At 71.2% G+C, this 23,565-nt stretch carries 20 protein-coding genes; 9 read left to right on the top strand and 11 right to left on the bottom strand.

Annotated elements, in window-relative coordinates; translation table 11 throughout:
* Positions 1 to 51: 51 nt before the first annotated feature.
* From BW996_RS06470 to BW996_RS06495, 6 genes are all read right to left on the bottom strand, one after another.
* The gene (locus tag BW996_RS06470) at positions 52 to 1,134 is read right to left on the bottom strand and encodes an alpha-hydroxy acid oxidase (RefSeq protein WP_037484997.1); all 1,083 of its coding nucleotides are present in this window, start codon (positions 1,132 to 1,134) and stop codon (positions 52 to 54) included.
* Between the two features lie 14 nt (positions 1,135 to 1,148).
* A complete protein-coding gene (locus tag BW996_RS06475; protein WP_037484990.1) occupies positions 1,149 to 1,565 on the bottom strand; it encodes an ExbD/TolR family protein in 417 nt (138 codons plus the stop codon).
* A 24-nt stretch (positions 1,566 to 1,589) separates the two neighbouring features.
* On the bottom strand, positions 1,590 to 2,402 hold the full coding sequence (locus BW996_RS06480; protein WP_081838272.1) for a MotA/TolQ/ExbB proton channel family protein: 813 nt from the start codon (positions 2,400 to 2,402) through the stop codon (positions 1,590 to 1,592).
* A gap of 64 nt (positions 2,403 to 2,466) precedes the next feature.
* Positions 2,467 to 3,213, bottom strand: coding sequence for an energy transducer TonB (locus BW996_RS06485; RefSeq protein ID WP_083701034.1), 747 nt, complete (start codon positions 3,211 to 3,213; stop codon positions 2,467 to 2,469).
* A 3-nt stretch (positions 3,214 to 3,216) separates the two neighbouring features.
* On the bottom strand, positions 3,217 to 3,915 hold the full coding sequence (locus BW996_RS06490; RefSeq protein WP_037478803.1) for a Fe2+-dependent dioxygenase: 699 nt from the start codon (positions 3,913 to 3,915) through the stop codon (positions 3,217 to 3,219).
* 19 nt (positions 3,916 to 3,934) lie between these two features.
* Positions 3,935 to 6,238 carry a TonB-dependent receptor gene (locus BW996_RS06495; protein ID WP_081837970.1) on the bottom strand — a complete coding sequence of 768 codons (2,304 nt, stop codon included), beginning with the start codon at positions 6,236 to 6,238 and terminating at the stop codon, positions 3,935 to 3,937.
* Positions 6,239 to 6,582: 344 nt separating this feature from the next.
* Between BW996_RS06495 and BW996_RS06500 the strand changes: the two genes are divergently transcribed.
* Positions 6,583 to 7,746, top strand: coding sequence for a GNAT family N-acetyltransferase (locus tag BW996_RS06500; protein WP_162177950.1), 1,164 nt, complete (start codon positions 6,583 to 6,585; stop codon positions 7,744 to 7,746).
* Here the strand turns inward: BW996_RS06500 and BW996_RS06505 are convergent.
* The 4 genes from BW996_RS06505 to fur form a co-directional block, all read right to left on the bottom strand.
* The gene (locus BW996_RS06505; RefSeq protein WP_051631611.1) at positions 7,728 to 9,038 is read right to left on the bottom strand and encodes a DUF2325 domain-containing protein; all 1,311 of its coding nucleotides are present in this window, start codon (positions 9,036 to 9,038) and stop codon (positions 7,728 to 7,730) included. The genes BW996_RS06500 and BW996_RS06505 overlap by 19 nt on opposite strands.
* 49 nt (positions 9,039 to 9,087) lie before the next feature.
* The gene (locus BW996_RS06510) at positions 9,088 to 9,927 is read right to left on the bottom strand and encodes a ChuX/HutX family heme-like substrate-binding protein (protein WP_139330779.1); all 840 of its coding nucleotides are present in this window, start codon (positions 9,925 to 9,927) and stop codon (positions 9,088 to 9,090) included.
* 187 nt (positions 9,928 to 10,114) lie between these two features.
* Positions 10,115 to 10,300, bottom strand: coding sequence for a hemin uptake protein HemP (gene hemP / locus BW996_RS06515; protein WP_037478799.1), 186 nt, complete (start codon positions 10,298 to 10,300; stop codon positions 10,115 to 10,117).
* 70 nt (positions 10,301 to 10,370) lie between these two features.
* On the bottom strand, positions 10,371 to 10,844 hold the full coding sequence (fur, locus tag BW996_RS06520; protein ID WP_051631610.1) for a ferric iron uptake transcriptional regulator: 474 nt from the start codon (positions 10,842 to 10,844) through the stop codon (positions 10,371 to 10,373).
* Between the two features lie 219 nt (positions 10,845 to 11,063).
* Here fur and ahpC point away from each other — a divergent pair, with 219 nt between their 5' ends.
* From ahpC to BW996_RS06565, 8 genes are all read left to right on the top strand, one after another.
* Positions 11,064 to 11,639, top strand: a complete 576-nt coding sequence (ahpC, locus tag BW996_RS06525) for an alkyl hydroperoxide reductase subunit C (protein ID WP_037478796.1) — start codon at positions 11,064 to 11,066, stop codon at positions 11,637 to 11,639.
* A gap of 241 nt (positions 11,640 to 11,880) precedes the next feature.
* Positions 11,881 to 13,461, top strand: coding sequence for an alkyl hydroperoxide reductase subunit F (gene ahpF, locus BW996_RS06530; RefSeq protein WP_037478793.1), 1,581 nt, complete (start codon positions 11,881 to 11,883; stop codon positions 13,459 to 13,461).
* A 190-nt stretch (positions 13,462 to 13,651) separates the two neighbouring features.
* On the top strand, positions 13,652 to 15,808 hold the full coding sequence (locus tag BW996_RS06540; RefSeq protein WP_051631609.1) for a DUF1800 family protein: 2,157 nt from the start codon (positions 13,652 to 13,654) through the stop codon (positions 15,806 to 15,808).
* A 36-nt stretch (positions 15,809 to 15,844) separates the two neighbouring features.
* Positions 15,845 to 17,287, top strand: a complete 1,443-nt coding sequence (locus tag BW996_RS06545) for a DUF1501 domain-containing protein (RefSeq protein WP_037478791.1) — start codon at positions 15,845 to 15,847, stop codon at positions 17,285 to 17,287.
* 92 nt (positions 17,288 to 17,379) lie between these two features.
* Positions 17,380 to 18,588: an imelysin family protein gene (locus BW996_RS06550; protein ID WP_051631608.1), complete on the top strand. Its 1,209-nt coding sequence runs from the start codon at positions 17,380 to 17,382 to the stop codon at positions 18,586 to 18,588.
* 16 nt (positions 18,589 to 18,604) lie between these two features.
* Positions 18,605 to 20,062, top strand: a complete 1,458-nt coding sequence (locus BW996_RS06555; RefSeq protein WP_051631607.1) for a di-heme oxidoreductase family protein — start codon at positions 18,605 to 18,607, stop codon at positions 20,060 to 20,062.
* Entirely contained in the window at positions 20,059 to 21,177 is a 1,119-nt protein-coding gene (locus BW996_RS06560) for an imelysin family protein (protein WP_051631606.1), read from the top strand. The genes BW996_RS06555 and BW996_RS06560 overlap by 4 nt, the downstream gene beginning before the upstream one ends.
* Positions 21,167 to 22,336, top strand: a complete 1,170-nt coding sequence (locus BW996_RS06565; RefSeq protein ID WP_051631605.1) for a DUF1513 domain-containing protein — start codon at positions 21,167 to 21,169, stop codon at positions 22,334 to 22,336. Before BW996_RS06560 ends, BW996_RS06565 begins: the two co-directional genes overlap by 11 nt.
* Before the next feature lie 13 nt (positions 22,337 to 22,349).
* Here the strand turns inward: BW996_RS06565 and fabB are convergent, their stop codons facing one another.
* Positions 22,350 to 23,564, bottom strand: a complete 1,215-nt coding sequence (gene fabB / locus BW996_RS06570; RefSeq protein ID WP_037478788.1) for a beta-ketoacyl-ACP synthase I — start codon at positions 23,562 to 23,564, stop codon at positions 22,350 to 22,352.
* Between the last annotated feature and the right edge of the window lies 1 nt (position 23,565).

The following is a 23,565-nucleotide window of genomic DNA, read 5'->3' on the forward strand; positions in this document are numbered from 1 at the left end:
TTTCCATCCATGTCGGTTGACAAGGCGTTGCGGCGGGAAGCCGGGTCCGAGTCAGCGGCGTGGCGACAGCGCGGAGGCGGCCTCGGCCAGGCAGCGGCAGCCGGTCAGCGCCATCGCGATCTCCAGCTCGTCGCGCAGCAGGCGCAGCATGTGGGCCACGCCCTGCGCACCGGCCACCGCCAGCGCGTGCACCTGCGGGCGGCCCACCAGCACCGCGCGCGCGCCCAGGCCCAGCGCCTTGAGCACATCGGTGCCGCGGCGGATGCCGCCATCGACCAGCACCGGCAGCCCGTCCGCCGCCGCGACGATGCGCGGCAGCAGCTCGGCGGTGGCCGGCAGGGTGTCGAGCGTGCGCCCGCCGTGGTTGGAGACGATCAGGCCGGCCGCGCCGACCTGGCGCGCCAGCCCGGCGTCGTCCGGGTGCGTGATGCCCTTGAGCAGCACCGGCAGCCGGGTCTGGCCGACCAGCCAGGCCACGTCGTCCCAGGTCGGCATGTCGGCCAGCAGGCCGTCGAAGAGCGCGCTCTGGCCCGGCCGGAGCGCCGGTGCCGGCGGCAGGCGCAGGCCCTCCAGATGCACCGCGCGCACGCCCGGCGGCAGCCGGAAGCCGGCGCGGCGCTCGCGGTCGCGCGCGCCGCTGACGGGCGCGTCCACCGTCAGCACCAGCGCCTCGCAGCCGGCCGCTTCGGCACGGCGCACCAGCGCCAGCGTGAAGTCGCGGTCCGGCTGGATGTAGACCTGGAACCACAGCGGCCCGGACTCTGGATCGCGGCGAACGATGTGCGCCACCGTCTCGACCGGCACGCTCGACTGGGTGCTCAGCACCATGCCGGCCTGCAGCGCGGCCGCCGCCTGCGCGGTGGCGATCTCGCCATCCGGATGCGCCAGGCGCTGATAGGCCACCGGCGCGAGCAGCACCGGATGCGCCAGCGTGCGCCCGAGCAGCTCGACGCGGGTGTGCGCGCCGGCCATCGGGCGCAGCACGCGCGACTGCAGCCCGATCTGCCGCCAGGCCTGCAGATTGGCCGCGAGCGTCAGCTCGTCGGCCGCGCCGCCGTCGAAATAGGCGCGGGCCTGCGCGTCGAGCCGCTCGGCCGCCGCGGCGGCGTAGTCGGGCAAGGCGACCGGCAGCATCACCGGCAGCGGCGTCACTGGTCGGGCTGGCTGACGAAGCCGACCTTGCTCAGCCCGGCCTTGGACGCATCGGCCAGCGTCTGCGCGACATGGCGGTAAGGCACATCCTGGTCGGCGCGCAGGTGGACCTCAGGCTGCACCGGCTTGAGGCCTTCGGCCTGGAAGCGCGCGGCTGCGTCCTCGCGGCTGACGCGCTCGCCGTTCCAGTAGCGCTGGCCCTCGGCATCGATGGCGAAATCGATCTTGTCGGGCACCGGCAGGTTTTCCTGGCTGGTGGCCTGCGGCAGCTGCAGCTTGACGGAATGCGTCAGCAGCGGCGCGGTGACGATGAAGATCACCAGCAGCACAAGCATCACGTCGATCAGCGGCACCATGTTGATCTCCGACACCGGGGCGCCGGAGGACTGACGGTCGAAACTGGCGAAGGCCATGGAGGTTCTCCGAAGTCAGCGCGATCAGGCCGCGGCCGGACGCAGCGGACGCACGGCGCCGGCCTCGGCAGAACGGTCGCGGCCGTTGTCGGCCAGCGTCGAGCCGGTCGACAGGAAGGTCAGCAGCTCGAAGGCAAAGGCGTCGAGCTTGGCGTTGAGCACCCGGTTGCCGCGGTTGAAGGCGTTGTAGGCGATGACTGCCGGAATCGCCACCGCCAGACCGATGCCGGTCATGATCAGCGCCTCGCCGACCGGGCCGGCGACCTTGTCCAGCGTGCCCGCACCGCTCATGCCGATGGCCAGCAGCGCGTGGTAGACGCCCCAGACGGTGCCGAACAGGCCCACGAAGGGGGCGGTGGCGCCGACGGTGGCCAGCAGCGTCAGGCCGTTCTCCAGCCGGGTGGTCTCCTCGTCGAGCACCTTCTTGATGGTGCGGGTGACAAATTCCTGGCCGGTGCCGGCCTCCTGCAGCTTGGCCGCGCCGTACTTGGCGTGGTGGGCCTGGGCGTGGATCGCATGGGCCGCCAGATGGCCGAAGGGATCCTGCACGCCGTGGGCGCGGATCTCGGCATCCACCTCGTCGAGCGAGCGGGCGTTCCAGAAGAAGTTCAGGAACTTCTCGCTGCGGCGGCGGCGGATGAACTGCGACAGGCCCTTGATGATGATCAGGGCCCAGGAGGCCACCGACATCAGCACCAGCACGCCCAGCAGCGCCTTGCCGACGAAGTCGGCCTGGGCGATGAAGTGGCCGAAGCCCATGGCCTGGCCGGCGGCGGCGGTCTGGGCGATCGCCTGGGTGGCGGCCGAAGCCGCGGTATCGGTCGTGGACGGGTTCATCAGAGCTTCCGTTTCAGTCTGTTCGTTCGATTCGTGTGTGTTCTCGGGCGTTCGGGCCGCGCGCTCACTCCAGCTCGAAGGCCAGCGGCATCGCGATCCAGAACTCGAAGGGCACGCCGTTCTCGGTGCGCGGCTTGACCCGCGCGCCCATCGCCGCACGCAGCGCCGCCTGGTCGAGGCGGGCATGGCCGGAGGAGCGCTGCAGCGCCACCTGCTTCGGCGTGCCGCGGGTGTCGATCAATGCGCGCACGATCACGGTGCCCTCCTCCTTGAGGCGGCGCGAGGCCAGCGGGTACTCGATCTCGGGCACGCGCACCCAGTCGCTGTCGGTCAGCACCACGGTGCGCGGCGCGGCCGGTGCGGGTGCGGGCGGCGTCGGCGGCGCCGGCGGGGCCGGGGGAGCCGGCGGTGCGGGCGGCACCGGGGGCGCCTCGGGCGCGGGCAGCGGCGGCGGCTCGGCCGGCGGCGGCGGCGCGACGAAGGCCGGCTGCGGCACCGGCACCGGCGGCGGCTTGGCCGCCAGCACCGGCGCGGGCGGCGGCGGCGGGGTCTTCGGGCGCGGCTGGGGCGGCGGCGGCGGTTTCGGGGCCTCGGGCGTCGGTGCGATCAGATCGACCATCATCGGCGCCACCTCGGCCGCGGCCTCGCGCACCGCCGGCACCTGCAGCAGGGCCCAGCCCGCCAGCAGATGAGCGCCCAGCATCGAGCCGACCAGCACGCGGCGCGCGCCCGGGCCCAGCGCGTCGGGCGAGGCGCCGCCCAGGCGCAGCGGCGGCAGCGGTGCCGGCGAAAGAGGTGCAGTGGTGTCCATCGTTCAGGTGTCAGCCCACAGGCGCAGCAGGTTGTGGTACGAGCCGGTCAGCCCGACCACGCCGGGATCGGTCTCGCCGACGGTGCTGCGCAGGTGCATCAGAAAGCGGTCCATGTCGTGCAGCAGGCGGCGCTGCTCGTCGCTGCGCACCATGCTCTCGACCCAGAAGAAGCTGGCGACGCGGTGACCGCGCGTGACCGGCTCGACCCGGTGCACGCTGGTGCCGGGATAGACGACCAGGTCGCCGGCGGCCAGCTTGACGCGCTGCTCGCCATAGGTGTCGTCGATCACCAGCTCGCCGCCGTCGTAGTCGGCCGGATCGGCCAGGAAGAGCGTGCAGCTGATGTCGGTGCGCACCCGCTCGGGCGGCAGGCCGCCGCGCGGCGGCACATAGCGCACCGCGTTGTCGACATGGGCGCCGTAGGTGTTGGTCCGTCCGCCGTAGCGGTTGAACATCGGCGGGAAGACCCGCTTGGGCAGCGTCGCCGAGAAGAACAGCGGGTGGCGATCGAGCGCCGACAGGATCAGCCCCTGCAGCGCCTGCGCCACCTCGCTGCCGACCGGCAGCTGCTCGTTGTTCTTGACCGTCAGGGCCTGGGCACCGGCGCTGACCGCCCCGTCCGTCCACGGCGCATCGGCCAGCAGGCGCCGGGCCTGCGCGAGTGCCGCGGCGTCGAGCACGGCGGGAATGCGGATCAGCATGGTGCCGGGCCCTTTCCGATCAGAACTTCAGCGAGCCGGTGACCTGGATCAGGCGGCCGGCACCCGGCACGTAGTGGCCGGAGTACAGCGATTCCGCGTACAGCTTGTTGGTCACGTTGCTGACGTTGGCCTTGACGGTGAAGTCCTCGCTGACCTTGTACTCGGCCATCAGGTCGCCGGTGATGTACTTCGGCGCGGCCCAGCCGGGGTTGCGATTCGGCGTCATGCTGCTGCGGGCGTTCAGGCCGCCACCGACGCGCACCTTCGGGGTGAGCTGGTAGGTGGTCCAGAAGGTGCCGCTGTGCTTGGGCGTCAGCGACGGACGGGTGCCCTGGCCTTCCGAGCCGGCCACGCCGGCGTCGATGTTGGCCACCGGCAGCCACATGTAGGAGCCGAAGACTTCCCACGACGGCGTCAGGCGGCCCGACAGGTCGATCTCCAGGCCGGCGACATGGCGCTTGCCCGAGAGCGTCACCAGCGCGCTGTCCGGATCGGTGTTGCGCTCATGCAGCTTGGTGGTGCGGAAGATCGCGAAGCGGCCGGTGAAGTTGCCGTCGGCCGAGGTCAGGTAGCCGCCCAGCTCGGCGTTGATCGACTGCTCCGGCGGCACGTCGGCATTGCCCGCGCTCAGCGAGTAGGCATCGCCCGAGGTGTTGAACGAGGTCGCGCCCGACAGGTGGAAGGACATGCGCTCGCTCGGCTGGAAGATCACGCCGGCGCGCTTGCTCCACTCCGAGACTTCCATCTTGTAGCTGGTGGTGGTGACCGGGTTCAGCGAGGCGGTCGGCACGGTGTAGATGTCGTAGTCGCCGTCCAGACGGTCGTAGCGACCGCCGACCAGCACCTTCCACATCGGCGCGACCTGCACCAGGTCCTGCGCGTAGAAGCCCACGCCGCGCGAGGTGTACTCGTTGCCGGTGCGGAAGCTGCGCAGGCTCTCGTCGACCCAGCCGCTGCCGCTGTCGGCGCCGACCGTGGTGGTGGCCTTGGTCGGCACCACGCCGCCCTGGGCGGCGGTCACCTGCGCATAGACCTTCTTGCGCTCGACGGCATAGTCGGCCCCGGCCATCACCTCGTGCTTGACGCCCAGGCCGTCGAACTTGCCGCTGAAGTCGGTCTGCGCATACAGATTGCGCACGTTCTGGACCTTCAGCTGGGTGCCACGGGTCAGCACCGTCGCGCTGCTGAAGTTGGCCAGGCTGGCCGCCGCGCCGCCGGGTTGCAGGGTGGCTGCGGCAAAGCGGACCGTGCTGGCGCGCTGGTTGCGGTCATAGTCGCCGATGCGCACCTTGGTGCTGAGCTCCATCGTCGGCGAGAAGCGGTGCAGATGGCTGAAGCCGACGGTGGTGGCCTCGCCCTGGTTGCGGTCGCTGTTCATGCCGAAGTAGGCGCTGGGGTCGACCGGCAGCAGCGTGGTCGTGCTGACGTCCGAGGTCGCGGTCGGGCGGATCCACGGCAGGCCGTAGTTCATGCCGTTGTCGTTGTCCAGGTGATAGAAGGACAGCGAGAACTCGTCACGCTCGCCGATGCCCCAGCGGTAGGTGCCCGCCAGACCGGTCTTGTTGATCGACGAGCCGGCGCCGTTGTTGTCGGCCTTGGTGTCCATCACGCCCAGGCGCAGCGCCGAGCTGTCGCTGGTGCGGATGTTGAAGTCGCCGACCACCCGCAGGTACTGATGGTTGCCGACCGTCACGTCGACCTGGTTCTCGTTGATCAGGCGCGGGGTCTTGGTGACCTGGTTGACCGCGCCGCCGGTCGAGCCGCGGCCGAACAGCATCGACGCCGAACCGCGCAGCACCTCGATGCGGTCATGGAAGAAGGTGTCGCGGTCGTAGAAGGCCGGATCGCGCATGCCGTCGACGAAGACATCGCCGGTCGACTGCAGCGGGAAGCCGCGCAGGCGGATGTCTTCCTCGCCGCCTTCGGCCGCCAGGAAGCTGATGCCGGCGGTGTTCTTCAGCACGTCCTTCATCGTGTCGAGGTTGCGGTCGTCGATCAGCTTCTCGGTGACCACGGTGACCGACTGCGCCACGTCGCGCAGTTCCTGCTTGCCCTTGCCGATGGTGGTGGTGGTGGCCTGCAGGCTGTCCTTGCCGCGCTCCTCGTCCTTCTTGCCCTTGACGGTGATCTTGCGCAGCGTCGAGACCTCGGCGGCGGCCGGCTCGGCGGCAGCGGCAGGCGCCTGCTGGGCCAGCACCTGCGGGGCCAGACAAGCCAGACCGAAGCCGGCGGCCAGCGCGCCCAGCGGCAGCGCCTGGGCCAGCGACGAACGGGTTGCGGGAGCAGCTGCGGCAGCAGCGGAGCGAGAACGACGGCGAGCCATGTCGGAGTCCTGATGCAGTGGAATCGTTGGGAGAGAGAGCGCAATGCGACGACGATCTGCCTGGCTCGCAGCTGGGTGTCATCGTCAGTACATTAATGATAACGATTCTTATTATTTACATGGCGCATCTTCTTGATCTTGTCAGTTTGCAGACCCTCAGAAGGTCAAGAGCGTCGCCAGGATGCAACAAACGAGGGCAATCAAAGAACTTGAGATCTCTGCCCGTGCGTCAGATCACAGCTCGCCCAAAAATGTTGATAACAAGAATCAGTCGTGAAAAGATTGCGGCCGGATCGGTGCATGCTGCGCACAGGTGCCCTTCCCCCATGCCGTTCCCGCCCACCATGCCCACGCCCCTGAACACCGCCTCGTCGACCCGCAACGGACTGGAGATCCTGCAAGGCCGCAGCGGCTTCGCGCAGCTCGCGCCGGAGTGGAAGCGGCTGGTCGAGACGCAGATGCCGGCGCAGGCCAGCCCGTTCCAGCATCCGGACTGGATCGGCGCCTGGCTGGAATCGATCTGCACCGAGCCGGACCGTCTGCAGCTGCTGGCGCTGCGCCACCACGGCGAACTGGTCGCGGTGCTGCCTGTGGAGCCGCACGCCTGCCCGCTGGCACGGCTGCTGCCGCAGTGGACGATGATCCAGGGCCCGCACATGGTGCTGGCCGAACTGGCCGGCGGCCCCGCGCGCTGGCCGGCAATGCTGCAGGCGCTGGCCACGCAGCGCACGCTGCGCTGCAGCGCGCTGCAGCTGCCGGCGGTGATCCACGAGCTGGCTCCGGCCACCGAGGCCCTGCCCGCCGGCAGCACCCTGCGCCGGGTGCACCGCAGCGAATCGGCCTGGCTGGACTGCAGCGGCGACACCGAACAGGCGCTGGCGCGGGTGCAGCGCTCCTTCCGGCAGAACCTGCGCCGGCTCGGTCGTCGTGCCGACAGCCAGGGCCAGGTCGCGCTGGAGGTGGCCGACACGCCTGCGGCGCTGGAGGAGGCGCTGACGCATTTTCTCGACATCGAGGCCTCCGGCTGGAAGGGCCGCAGCGGCTCGGCGATTCGCGATGACGCGCGGCGGGTCGGCTTCTACCGCGCGCTGGTGCGCGACTTCGGCGCGCGGGGCGAGTGCCGCATCCATCGGCTGACGCTCGACGGCCGCACCGTCGCGGCCCAGTTCGCGCTGCGGGGCGGGCGGCAGCTCAACCTGCTGAAGATCGGCTACGACGAGGCCTTCTCGGCGATCGCGCCCGGCCATCTGCTGATGATGCGCATCATCGAGCGCACCTGCGCCGACCCGGCTCTCGACCGGCTCAGCCTGGTCACCAACCCACCCTGGGCCCACCTGTGGAAGCCCGAGCTGGCCGAGGTCGACCACCTGACGCTGACCGCGCCCGACTGGAGCGGCCGGCTGCTGGGCCGGCTGATGCAGTGGCGCGACCGGCGCCAGCACACGGCCGCACCGGCACCCGCCACACCCGACAGCTCGACGCTGCCGACTCAGTTCGGCGGCACCTGAGCCGCGGCGGCTGCCGCCGAGCTGGCCTGCTCCAGCCCGCGCACCAGGCCGCTGGCGCTCGGTCGCTCGACGAAGACGCACTGCTTGCCGGTGCGCCGGCAATGGTCCTTTACCCGCCAGTAGGCGTTGTGGCTGATGCAGCCGGCCTGGCAGATCACCAGATCGGCCGCAGCCAGATGCGCGTCGAGCTGGCCGGCGGCATCCTCCTCGCCACCGTCGTGGTGCAGGAAGCGCGCACCGCGCACCTCCACCAGCTGCCGGTAGACCGGCACGCTGGCGGTGCGCCCGCCCACGCAGAGCACCGCCTTGTCGCGCAGATCCTCGCCGGCGATCTCTGCGGCCTGCGCGGCGGTCACCGGCGTGTCCGGCACCGACACGTGCGGCGGACGCACCGCCTCGACCCGTTCGACCGGCCGCTGCGCCTGCAGCTGGCGGCGGCTGTCCTGCAGCCGCATTTCCAGCTCGCGGATGCGCGCCTGCTGCTGCTCGATCTGGCGCGCCATCGCCTGACGGCTGCGCAGCGCGGGCGACGCCTCCTCGAGCTGCGCGACCTGGGCACGCAGCTCGTCGACGGTGGTGTCGCAGGTGATCAGCCGCGCGCGCAGCCGCACCAGCTCGGCCTGCTGGCGCTCGATCTGCGCTGACTTCTCGGCCAGCATCTGGGTGGTGCGCTGCTGCGCAGCCGCCAGCTCGCGGCCCAGCGTGCCGTTCTCGCGCTGCAGCGCGTCCAGGCGCTGCACATCGGCACGCACGCCCACGCCGGCCTGGTGCTGCAGCATGTGGATGTCGCGCTGCACCTGCTCCTCGAGCGCGGCGTCGCAGTCGGGATGGGTCAGCGTGACCCACAGCGCCGCGGCCACCTCGCTGCCCGCGCAGGCCTGACGCCAGTGCGCGACCAGCGCTGCCGTGCCCTTGAGGGCACGCGCCTGACGCAGCGCCCGCTCGAAGCGGGCATCGAGCTCGCGCTGCAGTCGCTCGGCCAGCTCGCTGCGGCGCGCGCTCTCGGCGATGGCGCGGCAGTGCAGCTCGTAGTCGTCCGCCGCAGCGCAATCGGGGAGGACCGCCACCGTCAGCCGGCGCAGCCGGTCGATCGTCAGGCAGGTGCCCAGCACCGGGCAGAAGACATTGCGCGGCAGCTCCCAGAGCCGCCGGCGCCGCGACGAGCGCTCGACCGGCGCCGGTTGCGTGGCCACGCCGGCTCTGGCCTCGACCTGGCGGGCGACCGCACGGGCCAGGTCGGAGCCGGCGGCGTCATCGGCCGCCGTGAAGCCACGGCGGATCAGATCGCTCAACGGCGTGGAAGAGGAGGTCTGGCACATCGAATCACTCCTGCGTTTCAGTTCAGCTCAGCACCTGCTGCAGCGCCAGGCGCCAGCCACAGGGATCGCCCCGGTCGGCGCTTCCCGCCGGACCGAGCCGCGCCAGCCGCTCGCCACCGGGCCCGCCCAGCTCCAGTCGCTGGTGCAGCCCCCGGGCGCTGGCATGGCCGACCAGCTCCAGGCCAGCCAGCCGCATCTCGTCGAGCTGCCAGACCAGCGCCTCGCCCTGCACGGTCAGCCGCCGCCGGCGCATGCACAGCGCAACCTGCTCCGGCATGAAGCCGACCTGCAGCCGGGCCGCCTCGCCGCCCACCTCGGCCTGCAGCGCCAGCCGCTGCTGCCGGGCCTCGTGCAGGATCTGATGCAGAGCCTCGATGTCGCAGCCCTGGCGCCAGGCCGGATCGACATCGCCCCTCGCGGCGGGGAGCGCCTCGAAGCCCGTCGGCGCCGCCCAGGCCAGGCCTTCGGTGCCGCAGGCCAGCAGACGCTCCCAGGCCAGGGGCGGCACGGGCGCGCGCCATTCCAGCGTCAGCACCGTCTGCCCTCGCGCATCATGGAACTGCAGCCGGCGCCAGACGGCACCGCGCGGCGAGAGAATCTCGAGCGCAAAGCCCCGGGCCCAGTGCCGCGGGTCCGCCTCGAGCCGGGCGGGCGAGTGCTGCGGCGCGTCCGCCGCCACCAGGGCCAGCCGTCGTGCCGGCGCCGGCACCCGGCGCCACCGCGCATCGACCTCGATGCGGCAGCTCGCATCGCCGCAGCCCAGTCGGGCCGGACCGAAGGCCTCGATCCGGTCGAACAGCCCGGACATGCCCTCAGGCAGCCGCACCGCGCGCAGCACCACCTCCTCAGGCCCTCTTTCCATCGCGACTCCTCGGACCGACAACAGGATGCATCGGAAGAAAAAAGCGCGGGCTGGCAGGAACCCGGCCGGGTTCCCTGATGGCAGGCTGGCTAGCGCACACAAAAGGCAGGCGGACCGCCAGGACCGTTCTGCCACCCTCATTCGTCAGGCCGGCGACCTCGTCGCCGAGCCGATCAGGCTGTCACGTTCACTTCGTCAGGATCAGCTTGCCCAGCGCGGTGACACGCAGCCGGTACAGCATGCCCTCATGCTCGATCTCGACCTCGCGGGCCAGGCCGAGCAGATCGCGGCTCGACAGGCGCGGCGCCGGTGACGGGGCCGCGCCGACACCCGAGACCGCCAGGATGCGGACATCGGCACGTTCGTTGGACACCGGCTGAGGGAGTGCGGAAGTGATCATGGATAGATATTAATGAGAACGATTCTTATACGCAAGAAAAATCTCACCCCATCGATCCACTGCTGCCCGGACGGCGGCGCACGGTCTGACTGCCCGGCCGCCCCGGCGTGCTGCCGCAATCGCCGCAGATGCCGAACATCGCCAGCCGGTGTTCCACCAGCGAGAAGCCACGGCTGCGCGCCACCTCATGCTGAAGCGCCTCGATCTGCGGATCGAAGAACTCCTCGACCCGGCCGCAGTGCACGCACACCAGGTGGTCGTGATGACCGCCATGCTCGATCTCGTAAACCGCCCGCCCGGCATCGAACACATTGCGGCGCACGATGCCGACCTGCTCGAGCTGGCCCAGCACCCGATAGACGGTGGCCAGACCGATGTCCTCCCCCTGGAGCAGCAGGCGGCGATGGATCTCGTCGGCGCTCAGATGCGCGCGCTCCTCGCGCAGCACGTCGAGCACCTTCATCCGCGGCAGCGTCGCCTTCAGGCCGTGAATGCGCAGGTTGTCGTCATGGTTCATGCAGTCATGATAATCATTCCCATTAATGGCGAAAAGTCGTCCGCCGAATTAAATAGCAAATGGCTATATGAAACAAAAAAACAGTCAATTGGCACTATGCGGCATGTCGGGCCTAAGATTCACTCCGTCGACGCTGCAAGGCCCGCCCGAGAGGGAGACCTCCGCAGCGTCCGGACACCCAAGCGACGATTCACCAACCCAGCTCGAGGAGCGCGATTCATGTCCCTGATCAACACCCCGGTCCAGCCGTTCAAGACCACCGCCTTCGTCAACCGCGCCGGCAAGGGCGAGTTCATCGAGGTGAGCGAAGAAAGCCTGAAGGGCAAGTGGTCGGTCCTGATCTTCATGCCGGCGGCCTTCACCTTCAACTGCCCGACCGAGATCGAGGACGCCGCCGACAACTACGCTGCCTTCCAGGCCGCCGGCGCCGAGGTCTACATCGTCACCACCGACACCCACTTCTCGCACAAGGTGTGGCACGAGACCTCGCCGGCGGTCGGCAAGGCCAAGTTCCCGCTGGTCGGCGACCCGACCCACACGCTGACCAACGCCTTCGGCGTGCACATCCCGGAAGAAGGCCTGGCGCTGCGCGGCACCTTCGTGATCAACCCGGAAGGCGTGATCAAGACCGCGGAAGTGCACTCCAACGAGATCGCCCGTGACGTGTCGGAGACCCTGCGCAAGCTGAAGGCCGCCCAGTTCACCGCCGCCAACCCCGGCCAGGTCTGCCCGGCCAAGTGGAAGGAAGGCGCCGCCACCCTGGCTCCGTCGCTGGACCTGGTCGGCAAGATCTGACGATCTGCCCCGTCGACCGGCCCCGCCGCCGGTCGGACCCCGCCGCCGCCTTTCCCCCGCGGCGGCGCGGACCGGGCAGACCCGGCGGATTCCTGCCGACCCTTTCATCCTCGTCTGCCCGGGACGCTGACCCCTGATCTTTCTCAGCCCCGGACCCGAAGGACTGAGCTCGAATGAGCACAGCCCTTCCGGCCTGACACGCCTGTACCCCACACCCCACCCCTCTCAAGGAGCACCCACCATGCTGGACAGCAACCTCAAGACCGCACTGAAGGGCTACCTCGAGCGCCTGGTGCAGCCGATCGAGATCGTCACCTTCGCCGACGAGGGTGAGAACTCGCGCCAGATGCTCGAACTGGTGGCCGACATCGCCTCGGTCGCGCCGGCGGGCAAGTTCGCCGTGCGCAGCGGCGCCACGGCCGGCGAGCGCCTGCCCTCCTTCCAGATCAGCCAGGTCGGCCAGAACACCGGCGTGCGCTTCGCCGGGCTGCCGATGGGCCACGAGTTCACCTCGCTGATCCTGGCCCTGCTGCAGACCAGCGGCTATCCGGCCAAGGTCGAGGCCGACCTGATCGAGCAGATCAAGGCGCTCGACCCGGCGCAGGAACTGGTCTTCGAGACCTACATGTCCCTGACCTGCCACAACTGCCCGGACGTGGTGCAGGCGATCAACCTGATGGCGGCGCTGAACCCGAAGATCCGCCACACCACGGTCGAGGGCTCGATGTTCCAGGCCGAGGTGGAGTCGCGCCAGATCATGGGCGTGCCCTGCGTGTTCCTCAACGGCGAGCTGTTCGCCAGTGGCCGCATGGAGCTGGGCGAGATCCTCGCCAAGATCGACACCGGCGCGGCCGACCGCGAGGCGAAGAAGCTCGCCGGCAAGGAAGCGTTCGACGTGCTGGTGGTCGGTGGCGGCCCGGCCGGCGCGGCCGCGGCGATCTATGCCGCCCGCAAGGGCATCCGCACCGGTGTCGCGGCCGAGCGCTTCGGCGGTCAGGTGCTCGACACGCTGGGCATCGAGAACTTCATCTCGGTCAAGGAGACCGAAGGGCCGAAGCTGGCCGCAGCGCTCGAGCAGCACGTCAAGGACTACGACGTCGACATCATGAACCTGCAGCGCGCCACCGCCCTGGTGCCGGCGGCCACGCCGGGCGGCCTGATCGAGGTCAAGCTGGAGAATGGCGCCAGCCTGCGCAGCAAGAGCGTGATCATCTCGACGGGCGCGCGCTGGCGCTCGATGAACGTGCCCGGCGAAGCCGAGTACCGCAACAAGGGCGTGGCCTACTGCCCGCACTGCGACGGCCCGCTGTTCAAGGGCAAGCGCGTGGCGGTGATCGGCGGCGGCAACTCGGGCGTCGAGGCGGCGATCGACCTGGCCGGCATCGTGGCGCATGTGACGCTGATCGAGTTCGACTCGAAGCTGCGTGCCGACGCGGTGCTGCAGACCAAGCTGCGCAGCCTGCCCAACGTCACCATCCTGATGTCGGCGCAGACCACCGAGGTGCACGGCGACGGCCAGAAGGTCAACGGCCTGTCGTACAAGGACCGCAACAGCGGCGAGCTGCGCCGTGTCGACCTGGAGGGCATCTTCGTGCAGATCGGCCTGCTGCCCAACAGCGACTGGCTCAAGGGCACGGTCGAGCTGAGCCCGCGCGGCGAGGTCATCGTCGACAGCCACGGCCAGACCTCGGTGCCGGGCGTGTTCGCCGCCGGCGACGTGACCACCGTGCCCTACAAGCAGATCATCATCGCGATGGGCGAAGGCGCGAAGGCCTCGCTGGGCGCCTTCGATCACCTGATCCGCAGCAGCGTGACGGGCTGAGCCCGGTCCCGGCCGGCTGCAGGTGCGGCCGGGCAGAGCGCGCAGATCTGAAAGAACGTGACCCCGATCACGAAACGCTCAGACTGCCCGCGCGCAGGTCGATAAGCGTGATGGATCCCCGGCCTCGTTCCGGGGGGTTCAGACGCCTCGACCCTCTGCCCGAATCATGCCGAACCTAGCATCGCGGTCCATGAAAACCTCTCTTGCGCTGCTGATCGGCGCCCTGCTGCTGGGGGGCGCGACCGCTGGCGGGCGAGCACAGCAGATCACCACGCTGTCTGCCGCGTCGAACCTGGTCCCGCAAGGCGTCACGCTGCTGTCACGCACGGCACCGCTGGTGCTGCGGGTGCGCGGCTCGCTGGTGCGCGGGGTCGGCCCGCGCATGACGGTGCGGCTGAATGGCCAGCCGCTCGGCACCGTCGCGGTCGACCACACCGACTGGCGCGACCATGCCTTCACCGTGCCGGCACTGCTCGCCAGCGGCACGACGCTGGAGATCGTCTTCGACAACGACGCGGCAGCCGCCGGCGAGGACCGCAATCTTTTCATCGCCTCGGTCGGTCAGGGCACGACCCGCTTCCAGCCCGGCCCGCTGCAGTCGGTCTATGACCGCGGCGCCGGTGCGCTGGCCTTCGACGGCCGGGAGGTGTCGGCCGGCCGCAGCGATCTGCCCTGGGATGGCGCGCTGCGCATCACCTGGCCGGAAACCTACACCCCGCTGGCCACCACCGCCCGCCTGCAGCGCCAGCAGGCAGCGCGGCTGCTTCAGCAGGCCAGCTTCGGCGCCCTGCCCGGCGAGATCGAGCAGCTCGCCGCCACCGGGCTGCCAGCCTGGATCGACCGGCAGCTGGCCTTGCCGGCCTCCGCCGACTTCGTCGGCGCGGTCCAGGCCCGCTACGACCTCGGCCCGGAACACCGGCCGCGCGGCGCGCAGTACCACCCGCACCAGGTCGGACACCATTTCTGGCGCCATGCCAGCCAGGCGCCGGACCAGCTGCGCGCACGCACCGCCTTCGCGCTGCACCAGATCTTCATGATCTCGCAGCATGACGACAGCCTGTGGCTGCATGCCCGCGCCTACGCCCGCTACCTCGACCTGCTGAACCAGCATGCCTTCGGCAACTTCCGCGATCTGCTCGAGGAGATGGCGCTGTCGCCAGCGATGGGCCTGTACCTGTCGCACATGCGCAATCTCAAGGAAGACCCGACCCGCGGCCGACTGCCCGACGAGAACTTCGCCCGCGAGCTGATGCAGCTCTTCACCATCGGCCTGCACGAGCTGCGCCCGGACGGCAGCGTGGTGACCGACGCCAGCGGGCGCCCGGTCGAGACTTACGGCAATGCCGACGTGATGGCGCTGGCGCGGGTCTTCACCGGCTACGGCTGGGCCTTCCCGGACAGCGAGCTGACCGAGACGAAGCTGCGCGCCGGCTGGCCCGACTACAGCCCGGCCGCCGACCGGCGCATCGACCTGCAGCGCATGAAGGCCTATCCCGGCCAGCACTCGCAGCTGGAGAAGCGCCTGTTCGCCGGCAAGCCCTGGGAGCGCAGCATCGCGGCCGGTGGCAGCGCCGCCAGCGACCTGAAGATCGCGCTCGACACCCTGTTCAACCATCCGAACGTCGGCCCCTTCATCGGCCGGCAGCTGATCCAGCGCCTGGTGCGCAGCGACCCCAGTCCGGCCTATGTGGGCCGCATCGCCGCGGTCTTCGCCAACAACGGCCGGGGCGTGCGCGGCGATCTGGGCGCGGTGGTGCGCGCCATCCTGCTCGACCCGGAGGCCCGCAGCCTGCCGGCGGCCAGCACCGGCCACAAGCTGCGCGAGCCGGTGCTGCGGGTGACGCAGTGGATGCGCGCCTTCGAGGCACGCTCGCAGACCGGCCAGTTCCGCATCGACACCCAGATGGATGCCACCGGACAGCGGGTGATGATGTCGCCCTCGGTCTTCGGCTACTTCCGGCCCGGTCATGTGCCCGCCGGCACGACGATGGGGGCGCAGAGCCGCACGCTGCCGGAGTTCCAGCTGGTCAGCGAGACCTCGACCGCGACCTGGGCCAATCTGGCGCTGCACATGAGCGGCGCCGGCCTGGGCTGGACCGGCTCGGGCGCCGATGTGAGCGCGCGCTATGACGCGCTGGCCGAGCTGGCAGGACGCGGCGATCTCGAGGGCGTCGTCGACCAGCTCGATCTGCGCCTGTTCGCAGGCGGCATGAGCGCCGGCCTGCGCCAGACCCTGCTCGACACCATGGCCGATGTTCGCGGCCATGACGCGACCAGCCACCAGAACCGCGTGCGCGCGGCCGTGCTGTTCGCGCTGGCCTCGCACGAGTACCTGATCCAGCGCTGAATCCAGCGCTGAAGCCGATCGGCCGGAGATTTCCGCATGAGTTCCTCATCCTCCTCTTCCCGCCGCGCCTTCCTGCGCACGCTCGGCCAGCTCGGGCTGCTGGGCGGCCCGGTGGCGGCGGCGCGGCCCGCATTCACGCTCGGCCTGGCCGGGCTGGGCGCGATGGCGGCGCAGTCCTCCAGCGCGGTGCAGCTCGACCGGCCCTATCGCGCGCTGGTCTGCCTGTTCATGAACGGCGGCAACGACGCGCACAACTGGCTGGTGCCGCTCGACAGCGCCGAGCATGCGGCCTACACCCGCGCCCGGGGCGATCTGGCGCTGCCGGCCATCACGCTGCTGGAGATCGCCAGCCGCCGCCAGGAGGCGGGCCGGCGCTTCGGCCTGGCGCGCGAGCTGCAGCCGCTGAGCACCTGGTACGGTCGCGGCCGCTGCGCCTTCGTCGCCAATGTCGGCCCGCTGACCCAGCCGACCACGCTGGCGGACGTGCAGGCCGGCCGTGGTCTGCCGGCCAAGCTCTACTCGCACAACGACCAGCAGGCGACCTGGCAGTCCCTGCAGCCCGAAGGCATCGCGCGCATCGGCTGGGGCGGCCGCATCGCCGATCTGCTGGCCTCGGCCAACCAGAACACGGTGCTGACGACGATTTCCGCCTCGGGCCAGGCGATCTTCCTGAACGGCAGCGGCGTGCAGCCCTATCAGATCGACCCGGATGGCCTGGTCGACGTGCGTGCGCTGCAGTCCGGCGCCTGGCTGCACGGCAGCGCCGGCGCGCAGGCGCGGCTCGAGGCCCTGCTGCGCAGCAACGGCAGCACCGACCTGCAGGCCGAGCACGCCCGGGTGACCCGCCGAGCGCTCGACACCGCGGCGCAGCTGCGCGGCGCACTGGCCGGCACGCCGGAGCTGCCGCTGGGCGCGGTCACGCTGACCGACGGCAGCCGGCTCGATCTGGCGAAGGATCCACTGGCGCGCCAGCTGCGCATGGTCGCGCGGCTGATCGCCGCCGCGCCGGCGCTCGGCCTGCGCCGCCAGGTCTTCATGGTCTCGATCGGCGGCTTCGACACCCATGCGCAGCAGGCGGCACGCCATCCGCTGCTGGGCGCGCGGGTCGCGCACGCGGTCGACGCCTTCCTGAACGGCCTGCAGGGCCTGGGGCGGCTCGACGACGTGCTGCTGTTCAGCGCCAGCGACTTCGGCCGCACCCTGACCAGCAACGGCTCGGGCAGCGACCACGGCTGGGGCGGGCATCACTTCGTGGCCGGCGGCGGCATCCGGGGCGGCGACATTCTCGGCCGCTTCCCCACGGTCGCGCTGGGCACCGGCACCGATGTCGGCTCCGGCCGGCTGCTGCCGACCACCTCGCTGACCGAGTACGCCGCCTCGCTCGGGCGATGGATGGGACTGAGCCCCAGCGAGCTGCTGACGGTGCTGCCGGGCCTGGAGCGCTTCGCCACCACCGGGCCGGATCTGGGCGGAAGCTGAAGAAACTTCGCGCGCCTCTTCCATTTCGTGATCGGGATCAAGGAGAATGAGATTCATTCTTCTTTAGACTCTTCCATGAGGAGTTCCCGACCATGAACCAGATCCACAAGCACCCGCACCCGCACAAGCGCTCCTTCCTGCAGCTGTCCGCGCTGGCGCTGCTGGCCCCGGCGGCACTGCTGGCCTCGGCCCAGCAGGCCCCGGCCGCCACGACGACCGTCGAGGCCGAGGCGGTGGTGCGCCACCATGCGGTGCTGGTCGAGGCGGTCTACGCCGACACGCTGGCCGCGGCGAAGGATCTGCAGAGCGCAATCGCCGCCTTCGTGGCAGCGCCGTCGGCCGAGGCGCTGGACAAGGCCCGCCAGGCCTGGCGCGCGGCGCGCGAGTTCTACGGCCAGACCGAGGCCTTCCGCTTCTACGGCGGCCCGATCGATGACGCGCGGGGCCCGGAAGGTCGCCTGAACGCCTGGCCGCTCGACGAGGCCTATGTGGACGCAGTCGCCGGCAAACCCAAGGCTGGCCTGATCAACAACCCGAAGTTCCGCATCAGCAAGGCCAGCCTGAGCCAGGCCAACGAGCGCGGCGGCGAGGAGAACATCAGCGCCGGCTGGCATGCGATCGAGTTCCTGCTGTGGGGCCAGGACCGCAGCGAGACCGGCCCGGGCGAGCGCTCGCCGGACGACTTCATCGACGGCCGGGCTCCGAACGCCGACCGCCGCCGCCAGTACCTGGCGGTGGTGACCGAGCTGCTGATCGACGACCTGAGCTTCCTGGCGAACGCCTGGGCGCCGGGCGCACGCAACTACCGCGCCAAGTTCGAGCAGGGCGGCCGCGAATCGGTGCGCAAGATGATCGTCGGCCTGGGCTCGCTGTCGCGCGGCGAGCTCGCCGGCGAGCGCCTGGAAGTGGCGCTGAACTCGCAGGACCAGGAAGACGAGCACTCCTGCTTCTCCGACAACACCCACCGCGACGCGGTCACCAACGCGCTGGGCATCCAGAACGTCTGGCTGGGCCAGTACACGCGCCGCGACGGTTCGCTGCTGCAGGGCCCGGGCCTGCGTGATCTGGTCGCCGCGAAGAAGCCCGATCTGGCCGAGCGCACCACTGCGCAGATCGCCGCCTCGGTGGCTGCCGCCGAAGCGATCCAGGCCCCCTTCGACCGCGAGATCGCCGGCGCCAAGGACGCGCCGGGCCGCCTGCGCGTGCGCAAGACCATCGACAGCCTGGTGGCGCAGTCCAAGCTGCTGGTGGATGCGGCCGCGGCGGTCGGCATCGCCAAGCTGACGCTGGTCCAGCCCTGAGCGCGCGGGAGAAAGCATGTCCTTCCTGCCGTCAGCCAGGTCCGCCCTGCCCCGGGTGCGGACGATAGCCGCGGTCAGTCTCGTCGTGGTCGGCATCGGCGCCCTGGGCTGGCTGCAGGCCGCCGAGGTCGAGGATCCGCTGGGCGAGCAGACCGGCGGCGCCACCACCGTGCCGGCCACCGGCCGCAACGCCTTTTCCTTCCCGCTGGCCACGCTCGACGACGCCGAGCGCACCCGCTTCGCGATCGGCAACTCCTTCTTCCGCCGCAACTGGGTGGAGACACCGGCCTCGACGACCGCGCGCGACGGTCTGGGGCCGCACTTCATCGCGCGCTCCTGCGGCGGCTGCCATGTGCAGGACGGCCGCGGCGCACCGCCCGACCTGCGCCGGCGCCTGGGCGCCGAGCACGAGCCGCCGGTGGCGCTGCTGATGCGGCTGTCGGTGCCGGGCGTGGGCGAGCACGGCGGCGTCGTGCCCGACCCGGTCTACGGCGACCAGATCGACAACGCGGCCATCCAGGGCGTGCAGCCGGAGGCGCGGGTCCGCATGCGCACGCGGCCGATCGCCGGCCGCTTCGCCGACGGCACCCGCTACACGCTGCAGCAGCCGATCTACACCCTGGCCGACCTGGCCTACGGGCCGCTGGCGCCGGGCGCGATGCTGAGCCCGCGCATCGCGCCGCATCTGGCCGGCATCGGCCTGCTCGACGCGATCCCGCAGGCCGAGATCGAGCGCAACGCCGCCGATCAGGCCGCCGCGCCCGGGCCGATCAAGGGCCAGGTCAACCGGGTCTGGGATGCCTTCGCCGGCGAGATGCGCGTCGGCCGCTTCGGCTGGAAGGCCAATGTGGCCACGCTGGCGCACCAGAGCGCCGGCGCCTTCCTGGGCGACATCGGTATCACCTCGACGCATTTCCCGTCGGAAGCCTGCACGCCGGCGCAGCAGGACTGCCGGGCCGCCCCGAGCGGCGGCACGCCCGAGATCGACGACGAGACGCTCTCGCACGTCGTCTTCTACCAGGCCACGCTCGCACCGGCCGAGCGCCGCAACGCCCGCGATCCGCAGGTGCTGCGCGGCCAGGCGCTGTTCGCGCAGGCGCAGTGCGCCACCTGCCACCGGCCGAGCTATGTGACCGGCGCCAGCCCCTTCCCGGCACTGACCAGCCCGAAGACCGCAGGCCAGCGCATTCATCCCTACACCGACCTGCTGCTGCACGACATGGGCGAGCGGCTGGCCGACGGCCGGCCCGACTTCGCCGCCAGCGGCCGGCAGTGGAAGACGCCGCCGCTGTGGGGCATCGGCCTGATCCGCGAGGTCAACGGCCACCAGCGTCTGCTGCATGACGGCCGCGCCGACGGTGTGCTGGAGGCCATCCTGTGGCATGGCGGCGAGGCCGAGGACGCCCGCCAGCAGGTGCTGAAGATGAGCCGCGCCGAGCGCGAGGCGCTGGTGAAGTTCGTGGAGTCGCTGTGAATCCGGATCTGCCTGAAATCCAACGTCGCCAGCTGCTGCTGGGGTTCAGCCTGAGCCTGGGGGCCAGCCTGCTGGGCACGCCGGTGATGGCGGCCGCACCGGCACCCGTCGTGGCGGTGCCTTTCTACGGCGCGGCGACGCTGCTGCGCATGCAGCGCCGCCATGCCTGGCTGCCGGCGGCACGCCAGTGGCGCGAGGCGGCCGAGGCGCTGGCGCGCCAGCTCGGACAGGGCTGCAGCGGCGCGGCGCGCGCGCCGGCACGCCAGGCCTGGATCCGCACGATGCAGGCCTGGACCCGCGCCAGCGCGGTCGCCACCGGCCCGCTGCTGCAGCGCCGCAGCAGCCGCTCGATCGACTTCCAGCCGACCCGACCCCGGCTGATCGTGCAGGCGCTGGACACGCTGCGGGCGCAGTCGCCCCAGGGCACGCCGCTGCCGCCCGATGCCGCCCGGCTGGAGCGCACCGGCAGCCCGGCACGCGGCCTGCCGGCGCTGGAATGGCTGCTGTGGTCGCCGGATGCGCCGACGGACGCCGCCGCCTGCGCCTGGGCCCAGGGCCTGGCCGAGGAGCTGGCGCGCGAGGCCGCGGCGGTCGAGGCCGACTGGCTGGCGATCGACGCCCGCGACAGCGACGACCCGGAGGCCCCGGCCGACGAGGACAGCCTGCGCGCCGCCTTCGCCGAGTTCGTCAACCAGTGGCTCGGCGGCGTCGAGCTGCTACGCTGGGCCGAGATCGAACGCCCCTGGCGCGCCGGCCGCGAGGACAAGACGGGCTGGCCGCGCCAGACCAGCGCCAGCACCGCGCTGGCCTGGCAGGCCCGCTGGGAGGGCCTGCGCGCGTTGACGCTCTCGCCCGCGCAGGCGCCTGCGCCGGGCGCAGGCCTGGTGCCGATGGCGCTCTATCTGCGCAGCCTCGGGCTGATGACGCTGGCCGATCGGCTCGATGCCAGCGCCCGCCAGGCCGACGCGGCGATGCGCGGCCTGAGCCCGTCGGCGCCTCCGGCGCGGTTGCAGCAGGCCACCCGTGCGCTGGCGCAGCTCAAGGGCCTGATCGAGGGCGACGTGGCCGGGGCGCTGCAGGTCAACATCGGCTTTTCCGACGCCGATGGCGACTGAAGCCGACACCCGCCCAGACCGGCGCCGGCTGCTGCTCGGCTCGGTGCTGGGCTGCGTGCTGCCCTGGATGCCGGCACGGGCATCGTCCTTGCCCGGCCACGGACATTGGGTCAGCGCCTGGAACGATCAGGGCGCCCACCGCGTCGGCCTGCTGCAGCGAGCGGCAGAGGGCTGGCGGGTGGCCGCCTCGATCGAGGTGCCGACCCGCGCGCATGGCCTGACGGTGCTGCCCGACGGCAGCGTGATCGCGGTGGCACGGCGGCCGGGCGACTGGCTGCTGCGCTGGTGGCCCGCGCCCGGGGGCCGCGAGATTCGCGCGCCCCGATGGCGCTGGGCGCCGGCCGGGCGGCAGTTCAACGGTCATGCGGTGCTGCACCCGGACGGCCGCCATCTGCTGCTGACCGCCACCGACACCGAGGCCGACGACGGCCTGGGCCGCGGCCTGCTGATGCTGATGCGTCTGGACCGGCTGGAGCCGGTCGCCGAAGCGCCAACGCTCGGCCGTGATCCGCACCAGCTGCTGGTCGTGCCCGAGGCGAACAGCCTGCGACTGTGGGTGGCCAACGGCGGCATCGCCAGCCGGCCGGAGACCGGACGCGCCCGGCTGATCGATGCGCCGATGGACGCCTCGGTAGCAATGTTCGCGCTGCAGGGTGAAAGCATGCTGCCAGCGGCACCTGAGCGGCGCTGGACCCTCGACGACCCATGGCTGAGCCTGCGCCATCTGGCTTGGCACGCACCGAGTGCCACGCTGGGCATCGCGATGCAGGCCGAGCATCCTCAGCCGACCGAGCGCCGTGCCGCCCCGGTGCTGTCGCTGCTGGACACCCGTGCGCTGTCCACCGGGCGCGCCGATGCGACGCGGCTGCGCGTGGTCCGTGCCGAGGCCGATCTGGCGGGCTACGGCGGCGACATCGCCGCGACCGCGGCCGGCTTCAGCGTCAGCAGCCCGAAGACCGGCCGGATCGCGCACTGGCAGGCCGACGGGCAGTGGCTGGGCAGCCAGTCGCTGGCCCAGGGCTGCGCGCTCGAGAGCGCGGCGGATGGCCAGCAGCTGCAGGCCGCCGGCGAGCGGCTCACGCTGGACAAGGCCGGCGTCCTCGAGGCGCTGCCGGTCCAGCCCGACAACCACTGGCAGCGCTGGCCTCGGCCGCGCTGATCGGCCTTCGCCTTCAGCCGACGAAGCGCGAGAACACCAGCGTCGCGTTGGTGCCGCCGAAGCCGAAGCTGTTCGACATCACGGTGTCGACGCGGCCGTCGCGGCGCTCGCGCAGGATCGGCAGGCCTTCGGCGGCCGGGTCCAGCGTCTCGATGTGGGCCGAGGCGGCCAGGAAGTCGTTCTGCAGCATCAGCAGCGAGTAGATCGCCTCCTGCACGCCGGCCGCGCCCAGCGAGTGGCCGGTGAGCGACTTGGTCGAGCTGATGAAGGGCACCTCGTCGCCGAAGACCTGGCGCACCGCGCCCAGCTCGGCCAGATCGCCCACCGGGGTGGAGGTGCCGTGGGCGTTGATGTAGTCGATCGGCGTCTTCACGGTCGACATCGCCTGCTGCATGCAGCGCATCGCGCCCTCGCCGGACGGAGCGACCATGTCATGGCCGTCGGAGGTGGCGCCGAAGCCCACCAGCTCGGCCAGGATGGTGGCGCCGCGCGCCTGCGCGTGCTCCAGCGACTCCAGCACCAGCATGCCACCGCCGCCGGCGATGACGAAGCCGTCACGGCTGGCATCGAAGGCACGCGAGGCGGTGGTGCCCGGCTCGTTGTACTTCGAGGACATCGCGCCCATCGCGTCGAACAGCAGCGACAGCTCCCAGCTCTCCTCCTCGCCGCCGCCGGCGAAGACCACGTCCTGGTTGCCCCAGGCGATGAGCTGCGCGGCGTGGCCGATGCAGTGCGCGCTGGTGGCGCAGGCCGAGGTGATCGAGTAGTTGACGCCCTTGATGCGGAAGGGCGTCGCCAGGCAGGCCGACACGGTGCTGGCCATCGTGCGGGTGACCATGAAGGGGCCGACGCGCTTGATGCCCTTGGCGCGCAGCGTGTCGGCGGCCCAGACCTGGTTCAGGCTGGAGGCCCCGCCCGATCCGGCCACCAGGCCGGTGCGCGGGTTGGAGACCTGCTCCGGCGTCAGGCCGGACTGGGCGATGGCCTGCTCCATCGCCAGGAAGGCGTAGGAGGCGGCGTCGCCCTGGAAGCGCAGGTTGCGGCGGTCGATCACCGCCTCGAGGTTGAGGTCCGGGCGGCCGCTGACCTGCGAGCGCATGCCCTTTTCCGCGTAGACCGGGTTGAACTTCAGGCCGCTGCGCGTCTCGCGCAGGCTGGCGGTGACTTCCTCGGCGTTGTTGCCGATGCTCGAGACGATGCCCAGGCCGGTGACGACGACACGACGCATG

It is taken from the genome of Sphaerotilus natans, from assembly GCF_900156335.1.
Lineage (GTDB): Bacteria > Pseudomonadota > Gammaproteobacteria > Burkholderiales > Burkholderiaceae_C > Sphaerotilus > Sphaerotilus natans.